At 61.4% G+C, this 20,121-nt stretch carries 18 protein-coding genes and 1 tRNA gene; 12 read left to right on the forward strand and 7 right to left on the reverse strand.

What is annotated here, in order from left to right; all coding sequences use genetic code 11:
* Positions 1-71 precede the first annotated feature (71 nt).
* The 8 genes from IYY11_RS13660 (at position 72) to IYY11_RS13695 (ending at position 9,380) form a co-directional block, all read left to right on the forward strand.
* Positions 72-701 carry a DNA-3-methyladenine glycosylase I gene (locus tag IYY11_RS13660; RefSeq protein ID WP_196404349.1) on the forward strand — a complete coding sequence of 210 codons (630 nt, stop codon included), beginning with the start codon at positions 72-74 and terminating at the stop codon, positions 699-701.
* A gap of 4 nt (positions 702-705) precedes the next feature.
* Complete coding sequence (locus IYY11_RS13665) at positions 706-1,338, forward strand: HD family hydrolase (protein ID WP_196404350.1); 633 nt, start codon at positions 706-708, stop codon at positions 1,336-1,338.
* A 21-nt stretch (positions 1,339-1,359) separates the two neighbouring features.
* Entirely contained in the window at positions 1,360-1,884 is a 525-nt protein-coding gene (locus IYY11_RS13670) for a tyrosine phosphatase family protein (protein WP_196404351.1), read from the forward strand.
* Positions 1,844-2,872, forward strand: a complete 1,029-nt coding sequence (locus IYY11_RS13675; protein WP_246719957.1) for an NUDIX hydrolase — start codon at positions 1,844-1,846, stop codon at positions 2,870-2,872. Before IYY11_RS13670 ends, IYY11_RS13675 begins: the two co-directional genes overlap by 41 nt.
* Before the next feature lie 108 nt (positions 2,873-2,980).
* Positions 2,981-3,724 carry a hypothetical protein gene (locus IYY11_RS13680; protein ID WP_196404352.1) on the forward strand — a complete coding sequence of 248 codons (744 nt, stop codon included), beginning with the start codon at positions 2,981-2,983 and terminating at the stop codon, positions 3,722-3,724.
* Between the two features lie 318 nt (positions 3,725-4,042).
* Positions 4,043-7,171 (forward strand): chemotaxis protein CheB, encoded by a 3,129-nt coding sequence (locus tag IYY11_RS13685; RefSeq protein WP_196404353.1) that lies wholly within the window; start codon positions 4,043-4,045, stop codon positions 7,169-7,171.
* A gap of 11 nt (positions 7,172-7,182) precedes the next feature.
* Positions 7,183-7,557, forward strand: a complete 375-nt coding sequence (locus IYY11_RS13690) for a response regulator (RefSeq protein ID WP_196404354.1) — start codon at positions 7,183-7,185, stop codon at positions 7,555-7,557.
* A gap of 260 nt (positions 7,558-7,817) precedes the next feature.
* Complete coding sequence (locus IYY11_RS13695; protein WP_196404355.1) at positions 7,818-9,380, forward strand: DUF882 domain-containing protein; 1,563 nt, start codon at positions 7,818-7,820, stop codon at positions 9,378-9,380.
* Between the two features lie 104 nt (positions 9,381-9,484).
* Here the strand turns inward: IYY11_RS13695 and IYY11_RS23325 are convergent, their stop codons facing one another.
* Entirely contained in the window at positions 9,485-9,610 is a 126-nt protein-coding gene (locus tag IYY11_RS23325) for a hypothetical protein (RefSeq protein WP_018407129.1), read from the reverse strand.
* Positions 9,611-9,796: 186 nt separating this feature from the next.
* Positions 9,797-10,759: a malate dehydrogenase gene (gene mdh, locus IYY11_RS13700; RefSeq protein ID WP_196404356.1), complete on the reverse strand. Its 963-nt coding sequence runs from the start codon at positions 10,757-10,759 to the stop codon at positions 9,797-9,799.
* A gap of 241 nt (positions 10,760-11,000) precedes the next feature.
* Between mdh and IYY11_RS13705 the strand changes: the two genes are divergently transcribed.
* The 3 genes from IYY11_RS13705 to IYY11_RS13715 all read left to right on the forward strand — a co-directional run bounded on the left by IYY11_RS13705 (position 11,001) and on the right by IYY11_RS13715 (position 13,135).
* Positions 11,001-11,552, forward strand: a complete 552-nt coding sequence (locus IYY11_RS13705) for a hypothetical protein (protein ID WP_196404357.1) — start codon at positions 11,001-11,003, stop codon at positions 11,550-11,552.
* Positions 11,553-11,675: 123 nt separating this feature from the next.
* Positions 11,676-11,751 (forward strand) — tRNA-Lys (locus IYY11_RS13710).
* A gap of 349 nt (positions 11,752-12,100) precedes the next feature.
* Positions 12,101-13,135 carry an AI-2E family transporter gene (locus IYY11_RS13715; RefSeq protein ID WP_196404358.1) on the forward strand — a complete coding sequence of 345 codons (1,035 nt, stop codon included), beginning with the start codon at positions 12,101-12,103 and terminating at the stop codon, positions 13,133-13,135.
* Positions 13,136-13,632: 497 nt separating this feature from the next.
* Here IYY11_RS13715 and IYY11_RS23055 read toward each other — a convergent pair whose 3' ends face one another.
* The 3 genes from IYY11_RS23055 to IYY11_RS13730 all read right to left on the reverse strand — a co-directional run bounded on the left by IYY11_RS23055 (position 13,633) and on the right by IYY11_RS13730 (position 16,272).
* A complete protein-coding gene (locus tag IYY11_RS23055) occupies positions 13,633-13,977 on the reverse strand; it encodes a hypothetical protein (RefSeq protein WP_246719959.1) in 345 nt (114 codons plus the stop codon).
* Between the two features lie 585 nt (positions 13,978-14,562).
* On the reverse strand, positions 14,563-14,868 hold the full coding sequence (locus IYY11_RS13725; RefSeq protein WP_196404360.1) for a hypothetical protein: 306 nt from the start codon (positions 14,866-14,868) through the stop codon (positions 14,563-14,565).
* 384 nt (positions 14,869-15,252) lie between these two features.
* On the reverse strand, positions 15,253-16,272 hold the full coding sequence (locus tag IYY11_RS13730) for a patatin-like phospholipase family protein (RefSeq protein WP_196404361.1): 1,020 nt from the start codon (positions 16,270-16,272) through the stop codon (positions 15,253-15,255).
* Positions 16,273-16,655: 383 nt separating this feature from the next.
* Here IYY11_RS13730 and IYY11_RS13735 point away from each other — a divergent pair, with 383 nt between their 5' ends.
* Positions 16,656-18,254, forward strand: a complete 1,599-nt coding sequence (locus tag IYY11_RS13735) for an alpha/beta hydrolase (protein ID WP_409455260.1) — start codon at positions 16,656-16,658, stop codon at positions 18,252-18,254.
* Between the two features lie 72 nt (positions 18,255-18,326).
* Here the strand turns inward: IYY11_RS13735 and IYY11_RS13740 are convergent, their stop codons facing one another.
* Both IYY11_RS13740 and IYY11_RS13745 read right to left on the reverse strand, forming a co-directional pair.
* Positions 18,327-18,656: a hypothetical protein gene (locus tag IYY11_RS13740; RefSeq protein ID WP_196404363.1), complete on the reverse strand. Its 330-nt coding sequence runs from the start codon at positions 18,654-18,656 to the stop codon at positions 18,327-18,329.
* Positions 18,657-18,807: 151 nt separating this feature from the next.
* Positions 18,808-19,854, reverse strand: coding sequence for an AI-2E family transporter (locus tag IYY11_RS13745; RefSeq protein WP_196404364.1), 1,047 nt, complete (start codon positions 19,852-19,854; stop codon positions 18,808-18,810).
* Positions 19,855-20,121 lie beyond the last annotated feature (267 nt).

Here is a 20,121-nt window from a genome sequence, read left to right on the forward strand (position 1 = left end):
GAACGCAATCCGAACGCGCGATAAAGCCCGAGCACGCGGCGTTTTTTCGTCCGCTTTTTTAAAGGTGAGTCTTGGCAAGCGTTCGGGAACAGCCGGCAAGTTGGCGCGAACTCGCGGTCGTATCCCATCTCGACGGGCTGAAACGCTGTCCGTGGCCCGGCGTCGATCCGCTTTACCTCGACTATCACGACAATGAGTGGGGGAGGCCCGAGCGGGACGGCCGGGCGCTCTTTGAAAAGCTGACGCTCGACGGCTTTCAGGCTGGCCTCTCGTGGATCACCATTCTGCGCAAGCGTGAGGCGTTTCGCGCCGCCTTCGACGGATTCGATCCGGTAAAGATCGCGAGATTTGATCAGAAGCGCGTCGCGGCGCTGATGGGCAATGATGCAATCGTGCGCAACCGCGCAAAAATCGAAGGCGCCGTGCTCTCGGCGCAGGCGTGGCTGGAGATTGAGGCGACGACCGGCTTTTCGGCTTATCTGTGGGATTTCGTGGACGGGCGGCCGATCGTCAATCACTGGACGCGCATGAGCGACGCGCCGACGCAAACCCCGCGTTCCGAACGCCTCTCCAAAGATCTCAAGGCGCGCGGCTTCAAATTCTGCGGACCGACGATCGTCTATGCCTTCATGCAGGCGGTCGGCATGGTGGACGATCATCTGACGGGCTGCCATCGCCACGCAGGGGGCGAGGGCGGCTGACGCGATGCGCGCTCCCCCAGCGAAAAATCGCGGGCGGCCGGCGCCCGGCGAAGCGCCCCGCGCCTGGCAACGCATGTTGTCCGGACGCCGGCTCGATCTGCTCGACCCTTCGCCGCTCGACGTGGAGATCGAAGATATCGCGCATGGGCTCGCGCGCGTCGCGCGCTGGAACGGTCAGACAATCGGCGCGCATATTTTCTCGGTCGCGCAACACAGCATGCTTGTGGAAAAGATCGCGAGCGCGCTCGACCCGGCGATGGGCCGAACGGAGCGGCTTTACATGTTGCTGCATGACGCGCCGGAATATGTGATCGGCGATATGATCTCCCCCTTCAAGGCGGCGATCGGCGACGCATACAAAAGCGTCGAGGACCGCATATTGGGCGCAATTCTCCTGCGCTTCTCTTTGCCGCCGACGCCCTCCTCCGCACTGCGGCGCCTGTGCAAAGAGGCCGATCGCGCCGCCGCTTTTTTTGAGGCCGTGCAGCTTGCGGGCTTTACACGGGGCGAAGCCGAGCGCATCTTCGGCCGCCCGGCGATCCCGCCGCAGCCCTTCATTGACGAACTCGCCCCGGCTCCCATTGAGGAGGCGCAGGCGCGTTTTCTCGCTCGGTTTCGGGCGGTCGACGAAAGTTGAAGAAGAACGTCGGGGAGAGAAATGCCGAATGGGCGCCTGTACGTCTGTTCCCTGACTAAGGTGGTCGACACGGTGCGCGAAAGCGGCGCACGCTCGCTTGTCACCATTCTTACCGCCGGGGCGTCGCTTGTTCGGCCTTGCGAAATCTCCCGCGAGCGCCATTTGCGGATCGCTGTCTCCGATATCGACGCGCCGCGGGGAGGGCACGTCCTCCCGGGCGAGGAACATATCAATCGGCTGCTTGCTTTCCTTGAGGAATGGGACCGCTCCGCGCCGCTCGTCATACACTGCTACGCTGGGGTGAGCCGATCGCCCGCGGCGGCTTTTGTCGCGGCTTGTGCTTTAGCGCCGCATCGCAGCGAAATGGAGATCGCGCGCGAACTGCGCCGCGTCTCGCCGACCGCGACCCCGAACAGACGGATGGTCGCGCTCGCCGACGAAAGGCTCGAGCGGAACGGGCGAATGTCCGCCGCGATCGCCGCGATCGGACGCGGGACGGACTGCTATGAGGGAGCGCCCTTCGCCCTGGAATTCGCCGACGCCTAGCCGAGCCGCGGAAGAGCTCGCGCCCCTTTCCCCGCCCGTCGAAATCGGCCTGACCGCCGCAATCGTCGCCGTTCGAGACGACGAGCCCTTGATCCTGACGACGCGAGCGGACGGGCCGGCCAGCATCGCCGCCCTTCCCTCCGGGCCTTTCGATCCGATCCGCCATCGCACTTTCGAGATTGGCCTGCGCGAATGGGTCGCCGAGCAGACCGGCGCGCCGCTGGGCTATGTCGAGCAACTCTACACATTCGGCGATCGCGGACGCCACGCCCGCGCGGGCGACCGCGATCCGCACGTCGTCTCCGTCGGCTATCTGGCGTTGACGCGCATCCGCGACGACGCCGATCGGCGCGCAAGCGCCTGGCGGAGCTGGCATGATTTCTTTCCCTGGGAGGATTGGCGCAAAGGTCCGCCCGTGGTGCTCGAGGAAACGATCGCGCCGGGATTGACGGACTGGGTGGCCGAGGCGCCGGACGCCGTCTCCTCCTCGGGCGTCTCGCGCCGGGTGCGGGTCAATCTTCTCTTCGGCGGCAAGGGACGGGCGTTCAATGAGGAGAACGTCCTTGAGCGCTACGAGCTTCTATACGAGGCCGGGCTTCTCGAGGAGGCGCTCCGCGATGGTCGCGAATCGGCGGAGAAACGGGCGCCGCTGACGCCGCTCGGGACCCCGATGCGCCATGACCATCGCCGCATTCTCGCCACAGCCATGGGCAGACTGCGCGCCAAGATGAAATATCGACCGGTGATCTTCGAGTTGATGGCGTCCGAGTTCACACTGACTGAGCTGCAGCGGACAGTAGAAGCCATCGCTGGCCGACATCTGCACAAGCAGAACTTTCGCCGTCTGGTGGAATCAACGGCCATTGTCGAGCCGACGGGGGAAATGTCCTTAAAGACAGGCGGACGCCCGGCGGCTCTATTCCATTTTCGCCGCAATGTTCTGCAAGAAAGGCCTGCGCCAGGGCTTCGCGTCGGCATCCGAGGCTGATGTCGCGCCTTTAAGGCGATGTTCACCGCGACATGGTGAATGTTCGCTGAAGCGAAGCCGCAATGCGTAGAGTAGAGGTGCGTCTTGGGCTATTTGTCGCCGCCCCCCATGCCGGCGCCGGTTGTCGTCTACAAAGACGTCGGCGGTCTGGTCAGCGATTATGAAGCGCTCACCGAACGATATCGCCGCGAGAATCGCGAGGTCAGGCTGCATGAATGCCGCTCGGCCTGCACGCTGGCGCTGAGCCTGCCCAACGTTTGCGTCTATCCTGACGCGAAGGTCAAATTCCATCAGGCCTATAACGCCATCAACCGAGAGGTCGACCTCGGCGTCTCGTCGCAGCTGTTCGCCTCCTACCCGGCCGCTGTGCAGGCCCGCCTTGGCAATCTGACCAGGGAATATCGCGTGTTGACCGGGACGGAGCTGATCGCTCTTGGCATGCGCAATTGCGAGGGCGGCCCGACCATGATCGCCAGCCGCAAGCAGCGCGCGCCTTCGAGCAGCGTCGCCAGCGCGCGGCCCGAAGGGCAGTCCGGCGCGAGCCTCGCCGCCTTTGGCGACATCGCGCAGAAGGTGCAGTCCGCCGTCGCCACCGCCCTTGCGAGCACGGGCGGCCGGACCGATCCGATCCATGTCGCCGTCGCCGACCGGCAACAGCTGACCGGGTTGGCGCGCGGCGGAGAAGAGGCGAATGCGCTTCCCGAGCCCGCGCCGCTGCCGCCGCGCCGGCCGCCGTCGGAGGCCTTGGCGGCTCAGGACGCAGCGCCGTTGTCTCCCGCCTATCTGCAACTCATCAGCGGCGCTCAGCCGATCCTGGGACCGCGGCTCGTGCGCACGGTGGCCTCGAACTGAGGCGCGCAGTTGGTCCACGGCCCCGCGCAATTGCGCTTGGATGCGCCTATGAACGCAAGCTATAGTTCGCTACGCGCGATGCGCATTGCCTGCTGTCGATTGAAAACTGATACTGACGCCATCGGAGCCGCCTCCGCCGGGTAAGCGACAGCCGACGTCGCCCGCGGAAGCTGCTGAAACTAAGCGGCGATAAACTTTCCATGGCTACAAAGACGGCATAAAGGTCTTATGTTCTCCTTCGAGTAGCACGTCCTCTTATTTGGCTCCGATACGGTGAACCTGCGGCGCGCGACACAATCAAAACAATAGACGGACGTCATGGCGTCGGAGTCCCGGTTCCCCATCGTTGGCATTGGCGCTTCCGCCGGGGGGCTAAAGGCCCTGGAGCAATTCTTCGAAACGATTCCAGCCGATCTCGGCATGGCTTTTGTCATCATCACCCATCTCGCGCCGGATCGAGAGAGCTTCCTCACGGACATTCTCGCGCGGCACACCAGCTTGACCGTCCATGTCGCGAGCGATGGCCAGAAGGTTGAGCCGAACAGCGTCTACGTTCTCCCGCCGAACGCCTCCCTGACGATAGACCGTGGGGCGCTTCGACTCCGGGAGATCGAGTCCAAACATCCAGAGCGCAGTCCCGTCGACGTGTTTTTCAGTTCACTCGCCCAGGATTGCGGCGACTATGCCGTCGGCATCGTGCTCTCGGGAAGCGGCAGCGACGGCGTTCTCGGTATCAAAGCGATCAAGGAGCAAGGCGGCCTTGTCCTTGCGCAGTCGAGCGATGGCACCAAGCCAAGTTTCAGCGGCATGCCGGACAGCGCCATTGCGAGCGGTCTCGTCGACTTTGCCGTGCCCGTTGAGGACATGGCTGCAAAGCTGTCGGAGAACAGGCAAAGCATTGGATTGGTCGATGCGCTCACGGGCAATGGCGCACCGGTAGGCGATCATCCCGACGCCAAGTCGATTGAAATGCTCTTCGCGGTCCTTCGGACTCAGATGGGGCACGATTTCAGCGGCTACAAAAAGCGGACGTTCATTCGACGCGTTCATCGTCGCATGCAGATCAATCATTGCGATACTCTGAAGGGCTACGTTGACCTCCTGCAGCGTGACCATGAGGAGCCGGCGCGGCTGTTCCGCGATCTCTTGATCAACGTGACGAGTTTTTTCCGCGACGCCGAAGCTTTCGACGCCTTCGAAAAAATTGTTATCCCGCATCTCTTCGAGCGACGCGGGGCCGCAGATACGGTGCGCGTCTGGGTCCCCGGCTGCTCAACCGGAGAGGAAGTCTATTCGATCGCGATTCTGCTCCGGGAGCATATGGACAAGTCGACCGGGTCGCCGCGCGTCACGGTCTTTGCGACCGACATCGATGAACGCGCGTTATCGGTAGCGCGCGCGGCGCGTTATCCGTCCGCGCTGATGAAAGGCGTGTCGCCCGAACGGCGAGAACGCTACTTCACCAATCATTCCGGCAGTTTCGTCGTCGCCAAAGCGGTGCGCGATCTTTGCGTGTTCTCGGTCCACAGCATATTGCGTGATCCGCCGTTCTCGCGCATGGACCTGATCTCCTGCCGCAACCTACTGATCTATTTCGGCGCAGAAGCACAGCGCGAGGCGTTGCCGACTCTCCATTACGCGCTGCGGCCGGGCGGCTTTCTGTTTCTCGGGAAAGCCGAAACGATCGGCCGCTTTTCAGAAATGTTTGCGCCAGTCGACAAGGCGAACTGCATCTTTCAGGCCCGCGACATGGGGACGCCGGCGCGGATGCCGGCGTTCATCAATGGACTGCGCCCGGCCCCGTTCCTTTCGCATCGGAATGACCACGCAGTGGCGGGAGGCGCCGGCGCGCGTCAATCGGCGGAGGCGCGCATCGCCGATCGCTTTGGACCGCCGCACGTCATCGTCAACGAAGATGGCGACATCCTCCATTACTCGGCCCGGACGGCAAAATATCTTGAAGCGCCCTATGGCGTGCCCTCGCGGCAATTGCTGACCTCGGCGCGCAAAGAATTGCGTCTCGATTTGCGCAGCGCGCTTCGGGAAGCGGTCGAAACGCGGCGGGTCGCCACGCGCGATGATATCGCCTTCGAAAGCGCAGGCGATCACGTCGAACATGTTTCGCTCACGATCGAGCCTTTGCCGGAAGGAACGGATGGACGCCCCTCGTTTCTCGTCGCGTTCCAAGAGAAAGACGTTTCGCGAGACAAGCCGGGCGCTTTAAGCAAAGTCGTTCAACCGGAGACGCTCGCCGACACATCGCCGGTCGAAGCTGAATTGCGCGACACGCGCGAACGCTTGCAAGGAACCATAGAGGAATATGAAACGGCGCTCGAAGAGCTGAAATCGGCCAATGAGGAATTGGTTTCTCTGAACGAGGAGTTTCAGTCGAGCAATGAAGAGCTCGAATCCACAAAAGAGGAATTGCAGTCGCTGAATGAGGAGTTGCAAACAGTCAACCAGGAATTATGGGCCAAGGTGGAGGATCTCGATCGCGCGAACAGCGACCTCACGAACCTCTTCGCCAGCACCAACGTCGCCACGATTTTTCTCGATCGTGATCTCGTGATCCGCAGCTTTACGCCCGCGGTCACGAACCTCTTCAACATTATTGCGACCGACAAAGGCCGTCCTTTGGGAGACCTCGCGAACAGGCTCGATTACCCGGAACTGCAAGACGACATAAAGAGCGTCCTGCAGACGGGAACGCTGGTCGAGCGACGGGTGAACCAGAACGTGGCCGGAACGCCGCATTTTTTATGCCGCTTGACAGCCTACCGGGACGCAGAAGGACAAATCGATGGCGTTGTGGCGACGTTCGTCGACGTCACCAGTTTAGCGAGATCAGAAGAGCGCCAAAGGACGTTGGTCGCCGAGCTCAATCATCGCGTTAAAAATATCATCACCGTTATCTTAGCCCTCGCCAAACAGACATTGGCTCGGACGCAGGGATCAGAAGCCCTTCTGACCAGACTTTACGCCTTGGCGAGGAGCCACGAGCTGCTTGCGCGGGAAAGTTACGGCGCCGTCGGGCTGGAAGAAGTGGTGCGCCAGGCGCTCGCGCCCTATTTCTCAGAGGGTAGCCAACGGCTGACGCTTTCAGGACCACCTATCATGCTGCCGCCCAAGGCTGCGATGAGTTTTGGGATGATCCTGGATGAACTGGCGACCAATGCGGTCAAATATGGCGCGCTATCGAACGGGTCGGGCCATGTCTCGGTCGACTGGTCTTCGATGGAGGCGCCGGATGATAAAGCGTCGACGCTGACCCTTAGGTGGCGCGAGGACGGCGGGCCTCGCGTGGCGGATTCAAAGAAAAGGGGTTTTGGTCTGACGCTCATTGAACGCGAGGTGAGTTACGGGCTATCCGGCAGCGCAGCATATGATTTTGGCGAGACCGGATTTTCGGGAACGTTCATTTTCCCCTTGAAACAGAGGCCGGAATAGCGTGGGAGACCATGGCGAGTTCAACGATAGCAGGAAAGCGCGTCCTCATCGTCGAGGATGAATCCATCATCGCGATGATGCTTGAATGCGAATTGAACGACAGCGGTTGTGAAGTCATCGGCCCCACGCCCTCGGTTGAAGCGGCATTGCGGCTGATCGACAAGGAGCGTCTGGACTGCGCCCTGCTCGATTACCGTCTTGTCGACGAGACCAGCGGAAGAATTGCTTCCGTGCTGGCTGAGCGAAATATCCCTTTTTTGCTGATGACGGGACATTGCGCGAGCGATCTGCCGGCCGAATTGCGCGACAAGACTCTCCTGCAGAAGCCGGTGACGGGCAAAGCTCTTCGCGCCGCTCTCGAAGCGATTTTGGATATTGCCGCGTGAAACGCCGTCGCGCCATTGCGGTGCAGCGAAGCTTGAGCAATTTTTCGCCACGATGTTGCCCTAGCCTCTGAATTGGTGGGGAATTCGGGCGGTAGCGACCGCTGTGGGGCAAAGCGCGCGTAACTGCGTATTCCGCATAGGATTTTCGCCCGCCTCGCGCCACCCGGCGCAAAGGCGCCTTCCAGTCGAAAGGCCGGAAGCTTGTTAGTGTCAGGGCGACGTCGATTCAGGCGCGCTTAAAGCGGGACGGGAAGCAGCTATTGACGACGCCTCGTTCCAGCGCGCGCCTGATTTCCGCTCCGCTATCGACCGCTCTTGGCCTCGTGGCCTTTTTTCTGGCGACGCTCGCGCCGAAAATGACCGAAACCGCGGTCGCCAATGGCGACACAAGAACCATTCATCTCTACCACGCCCATACGCATGAATCGATTTCGGCGACCTATCTCGTCAACGGGCAATATGACGCCCAAGTCCTTCAGCAGTTGAACTGGTTCCTGCGCGACTGGCGTCGCGACGAGCCGACCAATATGGACCCACGGCTCTTCGATGTCGTGTGGGAGGCCTATCGCCATGCGGGCGCCGGCGATCAGGTCGTGCATGTCGTCTCCGCCTATCGCTCTCCAGAGACGAACGCCATGCTGCGCGCCCGTTCGCGCGCCGTCGCCAAATATTCCCAGCACATGCTCGGCAAGGCGATGGACACCACCATGCCAGGAATGCCGATGTCGCAAATTCGTGAAATCGGCATGCGCATGCAGCGCGGCGGAGTCGGCTATTATCCGACGGCGGGCACGCCTTTCGTCCATCTCGACGTCGGCAATGTGCGCGCTTGGCCACGCATGAACTACGACGAGCTCGTGCGGCTTTTCCCCGACGGTAAGACCGTGCATTTGCCGAGCAATGGACAGCCGCTGGCGCGCTATGAAGAGGCGCGCGCCGAGATCGAGGCGCGCGGCGACGGCGCTTATGTCGTCGCGCCTCGCCGCACGTTTGGCGGCTTCTTCGCCATGCTGTTTGGCGGCGGCGCCGGGGGCGGCGAAGAAGACGACGCGGAGGTCACGGCGCCGGCGCCGAGCACCCGTAAGCAGTGGGCTTCGCTCGCGCCGCGGCGAGCGCGCGGAACAAGCGGCGAGGCGGAAGAGCAAAGCGCGGCTGCCGCCACGACGGACGCCTCTCGCTACGGCGCGAAAGAGCTTTCGCGGGCCGAGTCCGATTTGCCGCGTGGCGAGACGACCATGTCCGCGCCGGGGGCCGAATCGCCCGAGCAAGAGCCGCCCGCCGCGAAGCTCCCAACGGTTCGAGCGCCGCTGCCGCCCCAGCGTCCGGCCTCGCTCGTCGCCCGCGCAGATGGGCGGACGGCGCATGACAGGTCAGCCGAACTGCAAAGTGCGGTCGATTTTCAGGACGCCGACGGCGCTGAACGCCGTTCGGGCGCAATGCCCGCAGCCGATGCGCCGCCGCGCCGTTCAAAGCTCGCGTCCGCGCCCCTGCCCCCCACTCGGCCGGGGATTCCCCATGCGAAGGCGACAAGCGCAATCGCGCGGCTGGTCGACTCGCCCAAGAATGAGACGAAAAAGTCGAGAGCGGCGGCTCGGCACGAATCGCTCGCCTATGCGCCTGAGCCGCCGCAGGGCGCTGAGCCTTCCGACGCCGCCCTAGCGGAAAAAAATGCGAACGCGGTCCCCGATGAAGCGACTGCTCGCGGCGCAACCCCACTCCTCGGCTCATCGACCGGCCTTCGAGCGGCCGCCCGCTCGCGCGGACGCAGTCACTTGAAACAGGATGTCTCGGCCGGACAGGATGTGGAGACCCGCGCGCGGTGAGACGGGCACATGGGAGCAGCTTTTTTCAAAGCTTTTTAGAATCGCGCTGGACGAGCCGCTGTCGCACGCACCAGATTGTATAGATCACGCTTGACGTTAAAAACTCAGGGCAAAAGAGCAACGGCGTTTATCGCCGCAGCGCCGATAAGGATTGCCGCGCGCGCTGCAAAGTAAAGCGTGCCGGCGATGGCGAGTATTTTAATAAAGCCAAAAGCGTCAGGGTCGAACATGGCTTCGCGTCCACTGGAACAAGCCTGAACCTCTCCGGGAGAATCAGTCTTCAGACAGTCTAACCCCTAACTTGCAAAGAATGTTCCTACGGTCGCGCCCAAGCGCCAGGGGCCGGGAGCCCGCCGTCCCAGCTTGCGCCGCAAGCAAACTGCCGCCTGGATCGGCGGCGCGCGTTCAGAGAAGCGTCAGGCGAAAGCCGGGTCGAGCGCCTTGGCGGCTTCCAGCAGCGTCCGAACCGAGGCGACGGATTTTTCAAACATCGCCCGCTCGGCCGCGTCGAGCTTTATCTCCATCACCCTCTCCACGCCATTCGCGCCGATGACCACGGGAACGCCGACATAGAGTCCGTTCACGCCATATTGGCCGGTGAGATAGGCGGCGCAGGGCATCACCCGCCGCTTATCCTTGAGGTAGCTCTCGGCCATGGCGATCGCCGCGGTCGCCGGCGCATAATATGCGGAGCCAGTCTTGAGAAGCCCGACGATCTCGCCGCCGCCCTTGCGCGTGCGCTCGACGATCGCGTCGATGCGCGCCTGCGTGGTCCATCCCATGTCCACGAGATCCGGCAAAGGCACGCCGGCCACCGTCGAATAGCGCACCGACGGCACCATGTCGTCGCCATGGCCGCCCAGAACGAAGGCGCTCACGTCTTCGACCGAAACATTGAGCTCTTCGGCCAGGAAATAGCGAAAGCGCGAAGAATCGAGCATGCCCGCCATGCCGACGATGCGCTGCGTCGGCAGGCCGGACGCCTTCTGCAGCGCCCACACCATGACGTCGAGCGGATTGGTGATGCAGATGACAAAGGCGTTCGGCGCGTAGCGCTTGATGCCGGCGCCGACCTTGGCGATGACGCCGAGATTGACCGACAGAAGATCGTCGCGGCTCATCCCCGGCTGGCGCGGCACGCCGGCCGTAACGATGACGACGTCCGCCCCCTCGATCGCCGAATAGTCGGAGCCGCCGGTGAGTTGGGCGTCGAAACCCGCGACGGGAGACGACTGGGCGATGTCGAGCGCCTTGCCCTGCGGCACGCCGTCGACGATGTCGAAAAGAACGATGTCGCCGAGTTCCTTGAGGCCGGCGAGATGGGCAAGCGTCCCGCCGATATTGCCGGCGCCAATCAAAGCGATTTTTCTTCGCGACATAATCAAACTCGTTCTTTGCTTCTGGGAAACAGCTACCGCGCTTTTGCGGCGGTGGGAAGACTTCTTGGCGCTTGTCGTAAGCAGAGCCTTACAAGGAGGCGCGGAGTCTCCGCGACCCAACAGCGCGCCCCGCGGTTTCCTGGCGCGGGCGAATGTCGCAGGGATTGCGGGCCGTCGCGGCGCTCCTTACCTGCGAAGCTCGAGGGGAGCGCGTGCGCGCCGCTTGGCGAAAGGCCGACATATGAAAAGCGAGTTTTTGTTGAAACGCCTGTGCGCCGCCGCGATTGCGGCAGGCGCTTGTTTCGTTGGCCCGGCCGCGGCGCAGCCGGCGGACCCGGACGAATCCGAGCTTCTGGGGCATTTCGAGAAGGTCGACGTCTGGCATGCTCCGGTCGACTATAGCGTCCGCTACAACAATCAGGACGTGATCGTCACCCGCGAGATGGTGGCCCAGCCCGCCCCTCAGGGGGAGCTCTGCTATATCCGCTTCGATCTCATTAAGGGCGAGGGCGATTACGGCTACGGCTTCAAGCCGGGAGCGCCGCGCGACGCGCATTGGGGCTTCAATGTGCTGAAAAGAGGCACGGTTGTCGACCAATTGGCCTCGCAGCTCAAGATGCACGTCATTTATTTTTACACGCAAGGGCCGAAGACCGAGGCGGCCAAGTCCGTTTGCGCGCGCAAACAGGCCGCGCCTACGCCCGCCGCGGGCAACGCCCACAAGGGCCCGTGGGCCGATCTCGTGACGAAAGCACGTCTGATCCACGGATGGCCGGCGGCGCGCTCGCCCTGATCCGGCGCAGGAAAATGCCGGCGAAAATGCGGGCGGCCGCGCGTAACGCTGGACAGCGGCGAGCGGGTTTGATATTCGCACCGCTCGTTCGAAGCAGCGTCGCGCTCGCGGCGCTCGACGAACGGGCGCATAGCTCAGTTGGTAGAGCAGCTGACTCTTAATCAGCGGGTCCAAGGTTCGAGCCCTTGTGCGCCCACCACTTACCTCTCGATCGGCGAAGGCTTGCTGGCGCGCTCGCGCACAGTGGCGACTCCCGCCCTATGATCGAGGCGCTGCTGAAACGCCCATATTGGCGCGGGAGCCGCAGATGATCTTGCGGGACACCATTAGGCGGCGCCGCGCCAAGGACAGAGTCGCCAAGGACACCTCCTCAGGCGCAAGCAACTGTTTGCGCGCACTTGACTGCGTCACCGGCCGATCATCAAAAATTGCTCTAAGGTTTTCAAATTCGCACAACCGGCTCGAGGCGGAGCGCGTGACCAAGAGTCTAACTCTTTCTCTAACGCGCGCGGTTGCTTAATATCCTGGTCTAGCAGAGCGGGTCCGAGATGAAGATCAATTTTCTGACTAAGAGCATCGATCAGAACGACTTCGCCTCTCGAGCAGCCGTGGTGGCTATGATCGCGGCGACGACCGCGGCCGTCGCATTCGTCCTTTGGCAGCTGACGGATCTTCTCCCGGCGGTTTTCGCGACGATTCTCATCGCGCTCGCCTGGCGTGGCGTCGCCGGGCGGGTCTCCAAGCTTCTCGGCCTGTCGCAGGGCGTGTCGCTCGCGCTGGTCGCGCTCGGCTCGCTCGTTGCGATCGTCGTGGCTTTGATGCTGTTCGGCGGTCAACTCGTGCGTCAATATGACGAGGTCGCTCTCGACATTCCCGCGGCGATCGCCATGCTCGAGCGCTTGGTGGAAGAGCACCCGTGGGGCCGTTTCATCGAAAAATTCGTGGTGCATGCCGACTTTTCGAAAATGACGACCCCGGTCGCCCAACACTTCGGCGCGCTCCTTGGTTCTGTCGGCAGTGGCCTCGGCTATGGTATTTTCACGATCATAGGCGCCGCATATCTTGCCGCCGATCCAGGGAGGTACGCCGCTGGCGCACTCGCCTTGACGCCTGCGTCGCGGCGCACCGACATGGCGCTGTTTTTGGACCGGTCAGGCGCCGTCTTGCGGCAGTGGCTTTTCATCCAACTCTATGTCGTCGCCATGAACGCGCTTTTCGCGGGGGCGGCTCTCTGGGCCTTTGGCGTTCCAGCGCCGCTGGCGCTCGCGACAATCAGCGGCGCACTGGCGTTCGTTCCCTATTTCGGCTCGATCATCGCGATGATTATCGGGGTGCTGGTCGCGTTGCCGCACGGACTGGACAATGCGGCTCTTGCGGCGCTTGCGATCGGCTCCGCGAGTTTCATCGAAGGCTATTTGATCACGCCCTATCTACAGAGCCGTTCACTTATGGTGCCGCCGGTCGTGCTGCTATTCTGCATGCTTGCCTTCGCCTCGCTCTTCGGGACGATGGGCGTGGTGTTGGCGGTGCCCGCGACGGTCGTTCTGTCCGTCGCCTATGGCGTCTTCGCCGAAAATCGATAGGAGTAGCGCGCGCCGCTCTTTATTCAAAGCGACACGCGTTACTGAGCTAAACAGCTATTGTTTAACCTCAGGAGCTGTCTGCGTGGGACCAGTGCGTCGCACACGGGCGACGCGCCTATGACGGCGTGACCCTCTCGTTGAACTTCGGGGCCGTGACACACGCGGCTGGTGATGGAAGGTCGTAAATTGCCGCTCGTTTGACTCCAGCGCCTCCGCATCGGAGGACGCCATCGTCGCCGCCGGGATCACAGCGGCTGCCGAAAACAGCGCTAAGATGAAGGAGCGGCGCGACAGTTTCCTGTCTTCTAAAATCTCGACATCCATTTTTTTATCCTCCCAAAAGCTTTCTTCTGAGATTTACAATCCTGATCAGAATCACGAGACCCGTCAAGCGGACGACACCCTGAAACATGTCTTTGTGGTGTGCGCTCTGCCGCGAGCGGTCGCGGACCTGAAAGCCTGGCTCCACAAGAGCAATCGTCAAAGCATGAGTCCTGTCACGGACATTGCCGCGCGCCGACATCGCCGGTTGAGAGATTGTTCAGGCAATGCCTTATGTTGGCCAACGCCGCCGCCCGCCACATTTTTATGGTCTCCGGTCGCCGGAATAGCTTGTCCTCATGCGACAGAAGATTCCTGAGAAAGGCCGCCTGCCCCGCGTTAAAAACCTCCTCGGGAATCCAACTGAATTCAAAGCGTATGTCTTGAAAATTTGCAGCGAACTGCTCCCATGGCAGGGCAAGCGTACTGAGGTCCAGATCGACGAACAGGTCCAGATCTCGCGAGAACCCCGCATAGCGTTCTTTGCTGGCCTTGGCTTCAAGGTGATTGGTCGTCGCCATAATCATTTCGCGAACAGCCTCGACGTCAGCTGAATTCATGAGCGTATAGCTTTGAAACAGATCAGCGCTGTCTTGAACGTTTAAGAAATCCGCCCGTCGGGATTCGCCTGCGCCGCGCGTTCGATAGACGACGTCGTGCCAGAAAATAGCTGTCGCGATTAGCTCGGGCCGCGCTGCGAGCGCCGCCAGTTCATCGAACGCTTGCAAGAGGTCGCTGATATGGCGCCAACTATGATAGGCGCGCCCGAGATCGCCATAGGCGGCGTCCAGCGCTTCCCAGGCTCCAGCCCGGTGGCTCGCTTCGAGGGGGAGCCAATAGCGACTTTTGATCTTAGGTGCGTTCATGTGATAGCTGCGGCGGTTCTGACTGGTGAAAACATGGATGATTATTTCGTAGCCGGAGGGGGAAGGCGATAGCCTTTTTAGAGCCGCAACCGCGCTCTGCCGCCTTCCGCATTTTTTATAGCGACACGACGGCTCGCATGATCTCAAAAAGCGCTCGACGAGATTGCGCGTCTAATCGCCACATGAACGACGCGTGCGGCGCCGCGAAGCGCACCGGCCTCAGAACGTTACGTGCGCCAATTACCTGAAAAGACATGCGTCGTTCGTCTTGCCGCGCCGTTCGCGAGAGCGGCGCGGAGGATCGAGAGAAAGCGTTTGCATGCAGGAAGCTTGACTTTCCCGTTGTATCGACAAGTATTGAAAATCTTGAAGGGTAAGCAGTTTGCTTAAAAAAGGGGGAGTTTCCTCAATGCGCCGGAACCTGAAAACGCATTTGATCGCGGTTGCTTGTGCTTCGGTTTTATTCGCCTCAAGCCCATCGGGCGCGGCGATTTTGTCGACCGGGGCAAATCTCAACGTCGATGGCGCGTCGGCCTCCTCCTTCATACAAAAGACGACGCTCCACGCTCCTGCCGGACACAAATGCATCAAATGGACCCGAACATGGAATCCGCGGCACGGAGTTGCGCGACGCCGATGTGTCCAATGGCGATAGAAAATGCATTGGCTTGGGAGTTAGCGGCCGGCTGATTTCGATCATCGGTCGGACCAACCAAGCCTTTCGGGCGAAACGGACAAACTAAAGGGGCCCGATCGGGCCCCTTTTTAATCTCAGCACAAGAATTTTTCTGATCGCCGCATGTCGCGGATCGCCTGATCCAGCGCAGCGTCGACATGGATCGCCGTAGCCTTCTCCCTTGCGGGGCGCCGACGCCTCGGGCGCACGAGCCGCCAGGAGCTTGAACCCTGACGCCAACAGAGCGCATCGCGTCAGACCCGCTCCAATAGCGCGTCAAGATCGAGAGTCGAACAGACTCCGACGTCGCGCTCATGCCGATCAAGGAAATCTTGCGCCGACCGGCGACCTTCGTCGCGCAGCATGCAAAGAAAATCCCATTCGGCGATCAGTTTCGAAGACGCGCTCAGCTCCGTCATCATCTGTGTCGAGATCCGATGCATGCGCATGCCAGCCCAGCGTGAGCCCTCGCTGTCGCCGGGATTGGCGGCGCGGCGCAGCAAGGCGATCATGCGGAGCTCCTTGAGCAAAACCGCGTTGAACGACACCTCGTTGAGGCGATTCAGTATCTCCGTCGCCGACCGCGGCGTGCCCTTGCGTTCGATAGGATTGATCTGGACAAGGATTGTGTCCATCGATTCACATTCGCGAACCAGCGGCGTGATGGTTGGATTGCCGGAATAGCCGCCGTCCCAATAGGCTTCCCCGTCAATCTCGACGGCCTGAAACATGGTCGGCAGGCACGCCGACGCCAAAAGCGCGTCCGGCGTCACGTCCGCGTTTGTGAACACGCGGCCGCGGCCGCTCGAGACGCTTGTCGCGGTGACGAAAAGCTTTATCCGCGCACGCGAAAGCCGCTCGAAATCGACAGTTTCGGCGAGAATCTCCCGCAGCGGATTGACGCCCTTCGGATTGAGGTCATAGGGCGAAAACAGGCGCGACATGATATCGGTCGCGACAAAGAAAGGGGAAGCATCCAGCGTCCAGCGACCCATCAGGACGTCGACAAGATTGCGCTGCAATGGACTGAGCCGCGCCGCCTGCGAAACACGCCGCCAGAAAAGTTCGAGCGCCGCGCGCGCGCCATCCGCCCCGCCATCAACATGGCCGCTGATGAGCGCCGCCGCATTCATAGCTCCAGCGGACGTGCCCGAAATGCCCTCGATCTGGAGCCACGATTCCTCCAGCAGACGGTCAAGAACGCCCCACGTATAAGCGCCATGCGCGCCGCCGCCCTGTAAGGCGAGATCCACGAGAATCACGTCGCGCGTCATATCCGCTGGCCTCCGCCTCTGCGTCAGTCAGACCGGGCAGCCTGGATCCAACCAAACCCGCCTGCGCGGCATTCGGTTGCGCTGTCCGAATCGTCCGATCGATTTATCCGCTGGGTTTGGGTCCGAAATAAATTATAGTCTGTGTGCGAAGCCTCGATTGGGCAAGCAGCTTTTGCGTGGAGTCGATTATATAAGTCTGCGCGATCGTGAAAACTGCGCTTGCCGCTGTTTGCGAGAGCAACCGCATGTCGGGCGTGCGCATTAACGTCGCTTCTTCATCTAGTCGCTCTAGATGCTCGGCGCACCTGCAGGGGCGGCGTTTTGATGCGGAAGTCAGTTAACAGATTTACAGTGTGCCGGTCGAAGCATAACGGGGATGGATGATGCTGGGCGTCGCGCTGAAAATGGCCAAATGGTTTTTGGCGTTGCTGAGCCTTTTCGTCTTTACGTTTTTCGCGGTGCGAATTTACAATTCTCAGCGCGGGCTGCCGCTTGATGTCTGGCACACTTACGTGCCGCAAGAGTTGAGCAAGACAGAAATCGACGCCGCCGATTGGGGGGCCTATCTCGAGGCGGAGGGGAAAATATTCGCTTCCCTGCGCACCAACGTCAGCCAGCAGTTGACGCCAGAGGAACAAGTTCCCTTCAATCGCTATTTCGAGGGCAGTCCGGTCTACCCGGGTCATTTTGCGCGGGATTGGAACCGGTCTTATCTGCTCGAACCCGCAGGGCCGCCGATCGGCGCCGTCGTTCTCCTGCATGGATTGACCGACTCGCCATATAGTTTGCGCCATATTGCAACGCGCTACCGTGATCGCGGCTTCGTGGTGGTTGCGATCAGACTGCCTGCGCATGGCACAGTGCCGGCGGCTTTGACCAAAGTGGAGTGGGAGACATGGCTGGCCGCGACGCGTCTTGCCGTGAGAGAGGCGCGGCGGCGCGCGCCCGAGCCGGCGCCTCTGCATGTCGTCGGCTTCTCGAACGGCGGATCGCTCGCGGTAAAATATACGCTCGACGCCATCGACGATGAGCGTCTCTCTCGAGTCGACCGTCTCATCCTGCTCTCGCCGATGGTGGGGATCACGCGGTTTGCGCGTTTTGCCGGCCTGGCGGGGCTACCGGCAATTTTGCCCGCCTTCGCCAAGGCGGCCTGGCTCAGCGTGCTGCCCGAGTTCAATCCATTCAAATATAATTCATTTCCCGTGAATGGCGCCCGCCAATCCTACCTGCTGACGGATGCGCTTGGAACGCAAATGTCGCGAGCGCGGCGAGAAGGTCGATTGACCGCGCTGCCGCCGGTCCTGACGTTCCAGTCTGTGATGGATTTCACTGTCAGCACCCAGGCGGTGCTGTCAGGGCTTTATGATCATCTGCCGGCGAACGGCAGCGAACTCGTCCTGTTCGACCTCAATCGCAACGTCAAATTCGGTCCGCTGCTGCGCGCCTCCGCGGAGTCCGCGCTCTCCCGCATCGTGCCGCCTCGCGTCAGGGATTACCGTCTAACCGTCGTGACGAACGCCGGCGAGGGCACTGAGGACGCGGTCGAACGCGTCGTTGAGGCCGGCGCCACGGCCGAGCGAACCCAAGCGCTGGGGCTACAGTATCCGAAGGGCGTGTTTTCGCTCTCGCATGTCGCGTTGCCCTTCCCGCTCGGCGACTCTCTTTATGGCCTGACGCCGGATGAAACCGAGAATTTTGGCGTTCACTTGGGTTCGCTGGCGCCGCGCGGCGAGCGCGGCACGCTGATCGTCAGTCTGGACGCCCTGCTGCGCATGTCGTCGAACCCATTCTTTTCCTATATGGCGCAGCGCATCGAGGAGCATCTTCCGGCGCGGCCAGACGGCGACGCAATCGAAGGCGGAGCGCCCGTCCAAGCGCCGCCACAGGCGGCTCCGCCGCCGCGTCGCCTCCCCAGCGCAGCGCCCGACACGCCTGCGGCGGCCAGCAGCGACCGGCCCGCAAAAAAGCGCTCGCATCGTTGAATCAGCAGGGTCCGTTCGACCTCGTCAAGACGCGACGAGCCAATCCGGCCGCGGGCCCCGTCAAGCGTAATGCTAGGACCGCCTCACGCGCCGCAGGAAAAGACGCCCCAGCAGTCCGATGAGATAGCCGCCGATCGTGATCGCCAAATAGACGACGATCACGAAGGCCCAGCGGTCGCTCGCAGAGGCCACTCTGCGGAATACATCCGTCAGGTAGTTTAGATCGATGAACCAGTTTGCGAACAGCCCGCAAGCCACGGCGAGCACTGGCGCGATCCACCACGGAGCCCTGAAATAGCCAAGCAATATAGCGAGCAAAAATACGATCAAACCGAAGATATGCAAAAACTCCAAGAAAATCGCTTGGGAAAGCAAGCCCATGAATCGGATCAGCCAAAGCATCTGACGCCTCTTAGCGCGAATTCAGCTTATCTTATCCGAATTCGGCCGCAGCAGCCATCTCGTTCCAGGCGCGCGCGGCCGAATCCTACAGCGCGCGTCAACGCGGCGGGCAAGAGACGTTTCAAGCGATGCGCCCAAGCGCCCGCGCGGCTCAGGCCGTTTGCCCGGTCGAAGCCCGGCGCCGTCCTCCCGACAAAATCTCCGCCACCCATCGGGTCGAGGGGAATTGTTCGCAGATCGTCAGAGCTGCGATCGAAAGCGGGACGCCGAGAAACGCTCCAAGCGCGCCCCACAGGAATGTCCAGAGAACAATTGAAAAGAGGACGATCGGAGGGGAGATTGAGAGAGCCGATCCCGAAAACACTGGCTCCAGATAGCTCCCGATAATGAACTGGATGACGAACACGCCCAAAAGAAAGATCAACGGCGCTTCAAAGGTTCCGAATTGAACGAAGGCGAAAAGCGGCAGAAGCGCCGTGACGATGAAGGAGCCGATGTAGGGCAGGTAGTTTAGCGCAAAGGCCAGCACGCCCCATGCGCCGGCCATGTCCAGATTCATGAATTGAGCAAATCCCCATACCGCGAGACCTGTCGCGATGCTGGCGATCGTCCGAACGAACATATAGGTGCGAAATTTTTCGCCGATCTTCCTGCCGCTTTCAAGCAGGCGCCGGCTTGTGTCTTGATTTTCAAGCGATGCGATTCGGGCCTGAAAGGCGTCGGTTTCCGCTAGTCCCAAAATTACATAGACGAGCACGATGACCGCGAAGGCGAGAACTGTGTTCACTCTCACGGCAAGTATGTGAAGAAGTCTGATAAGCGACGCGGTGTTGAAATGTTCCGCAAAGAGCGTGAAGACGAAAATGTCATGCTCTTCGAGCCACGATGTCGATGTCGTCGCCGTTTCCTGAATGCGGTCGAGATTCTGTCTGACCCATTCCAGCACCTCATGGCCGCCCCAAGCGATCAGAGAAAAGAGCGCCAGGATCACGGCGGCGGTCATCGCGACCGTCACGCTCAAGGCGATGGCCTTCCCCAATTTTGGCTGCAGCGCTTTCTGCAGGGGCCAGGCGATCGCGATAATGAAGAGGGCAAAGGCCACGGGCTCAAGGACCGCCTGCCCGACCTTGCAGGCGGCGAGGACGATAAACAGGATCACGGCAACGGAAGCCACGCTCGTGATGCGACTTTTTTCCATAGCGATCCTCTTGCCATTAGACGCGAAAGATAAGGCGGCGAGCGGCGTGATCTATTTGAGGCGTGGCTGCTCTTGCGGTTAAGTTTATGAGCCGGTCAGTTGGCGTTGCAAGCGGCATTTCGAATGGCGCGAATGATCGCTGCGCGGGGCGCGATCCACGCGTCATCGGATGCGTCTTGACGAACCTCATCGACAAGATCCTCCGCGCCGCCCAAGGATCGTTCTTTCTTCGATCTCGCTCGCCGTTAATTTGGCTCTTTCGCGAGC

This window comes from Methylocystis sp. H62 (assembly GCF_015709515.1).
Taxonomy (GTDB): domain Bacteria; phylum Pseudomonadota; class Alphaproteobacteria; order Rhizobiales; family Beijerinckiaceae; genus Methylocystis.

What these genes read in the sequence shown, in the direction of transcription:
- IYY11_RS13665 (WP_196404350.1), top strand. Translation starts at nt 706, where the DNA reads ATGCGCGCTCCCCCAGCGAAAAATCGCGGGCGGCCGGCGCCCGGCGAA.
- IYY11_RS13690 (WP_196404354.1), top strand. Translation starts at nt 7,183, where the DNA reads ATGGCGAGTTCAACGATAGCAGGAAAGCGCGTCCTCATCGTCGAGGAT.
- IYY11_RS23325 (WP_018407129.1), bottom strand. Translation starts at nt 9,610, where the DNA reads ATGTTCGACCCTGACGCTTTTGGCTTTATTAAAATACTCGCCATCGCC.
- mdh (WP_196404356.1), bottom strand. Translation starts at nt 10,759, where the DNA reads ATGTCGCGAAGAAAAATCGCTTTGATTGGCGCCGGCAATATCGGCGGG.
- IYY11_RS13705 (WP_196404357.1), top strand. Translation starts at nt 11,001, where the DNA reads ATGAAAAGCGAGTTTTTGTTGAAACGCCTGTGCGCCGCCGCGATTGCG.
- IYY11_RS13725 (WP_196404360.1), bottom strand. Translation starts at nt 14,868, where the DNA reads ATGAAGGAGGAGGCCGACGCGCCATCGACGTTGAGATTTGCCCCGGTC.
- IYY11_RS13715 (WP_196404358.1), top strand. Translation starts at nt 12,101, where the DNA reads ATGAAGATCAATTTTCTGACTAAGAGCATCGATCAGAACGACTTCGCC.
- IYY11_RS13685 (WP_196404353.1), top strand. Translation starts at nt 4,043, where the DNA reads ATGGCGTCGGAGTCCCGGTTCCCCATCGTTGGCATTGGCGCTTCCGCC.
- IYY11_RS13740 (WP_196404363.1), bottom strand. Translation starts at nt 18,656, where the DNA reads ATGCTTTGGCTGATCCGATTCATGGGCTTGCTTTCCCAAGCGATTTTC.
- IYY11_RS13745 (WP_196404364.1), bottom strand. Translation starts at nt 19,854, where the DNA reads ATGGAAAAAAGTCGCATCACGAGCGTGGCTTCCGTTGCCGTGATCCTG.
- IYY11_RS13675 (WP_246719957.1), top strand. Translation starts at nt 1,844, where the DNA reads ATGAGGGAGCGCCCTTCGCCCTGGAATTCGCCGACGCCTAGCCGAGCC.
- IYY11_RS13730 (WP_196404361.1), bottom strand. Translation starts at nt 16,272, where the DNA reads ATGACGCGCGACGTGATTCTCGTGGATCTCGCCTTACAGGGCGGCGGC.
- IYY11_RS13670 (WP_196404351.1), top strand. Translation starts at nt 1,360, where the DNA reads ATGCCGAATGGGCGCCTGTACGTCTGTTCCCTGACTAAGGTGGTCGAC.
- IYY11_RS13680 (WP_196404352.1), top strand. Translation starts at nt 2,981, where the DNA reads ATGCCGGCGCCGGTTGTCGTCTACAAAGACGTCGGCGGTCTGGTCAGC.
- IYY11_RS23055 (WP_246719959.1), bottom strand. Translation starts at nt 13,977, where the DNA reads ATGGCGACGACCAATCACCTTGAAGCCAAGGCCAGCAAAGAACGCTAT.
- IYY11_RS13735 (WP_409455260.1), top strand. Translation starts at nt 16,656, where the DNA reads ATGCTGGGCGTCGCGCTGAAAATGGCCAAATGGTTTTTGGCGTTGCTG.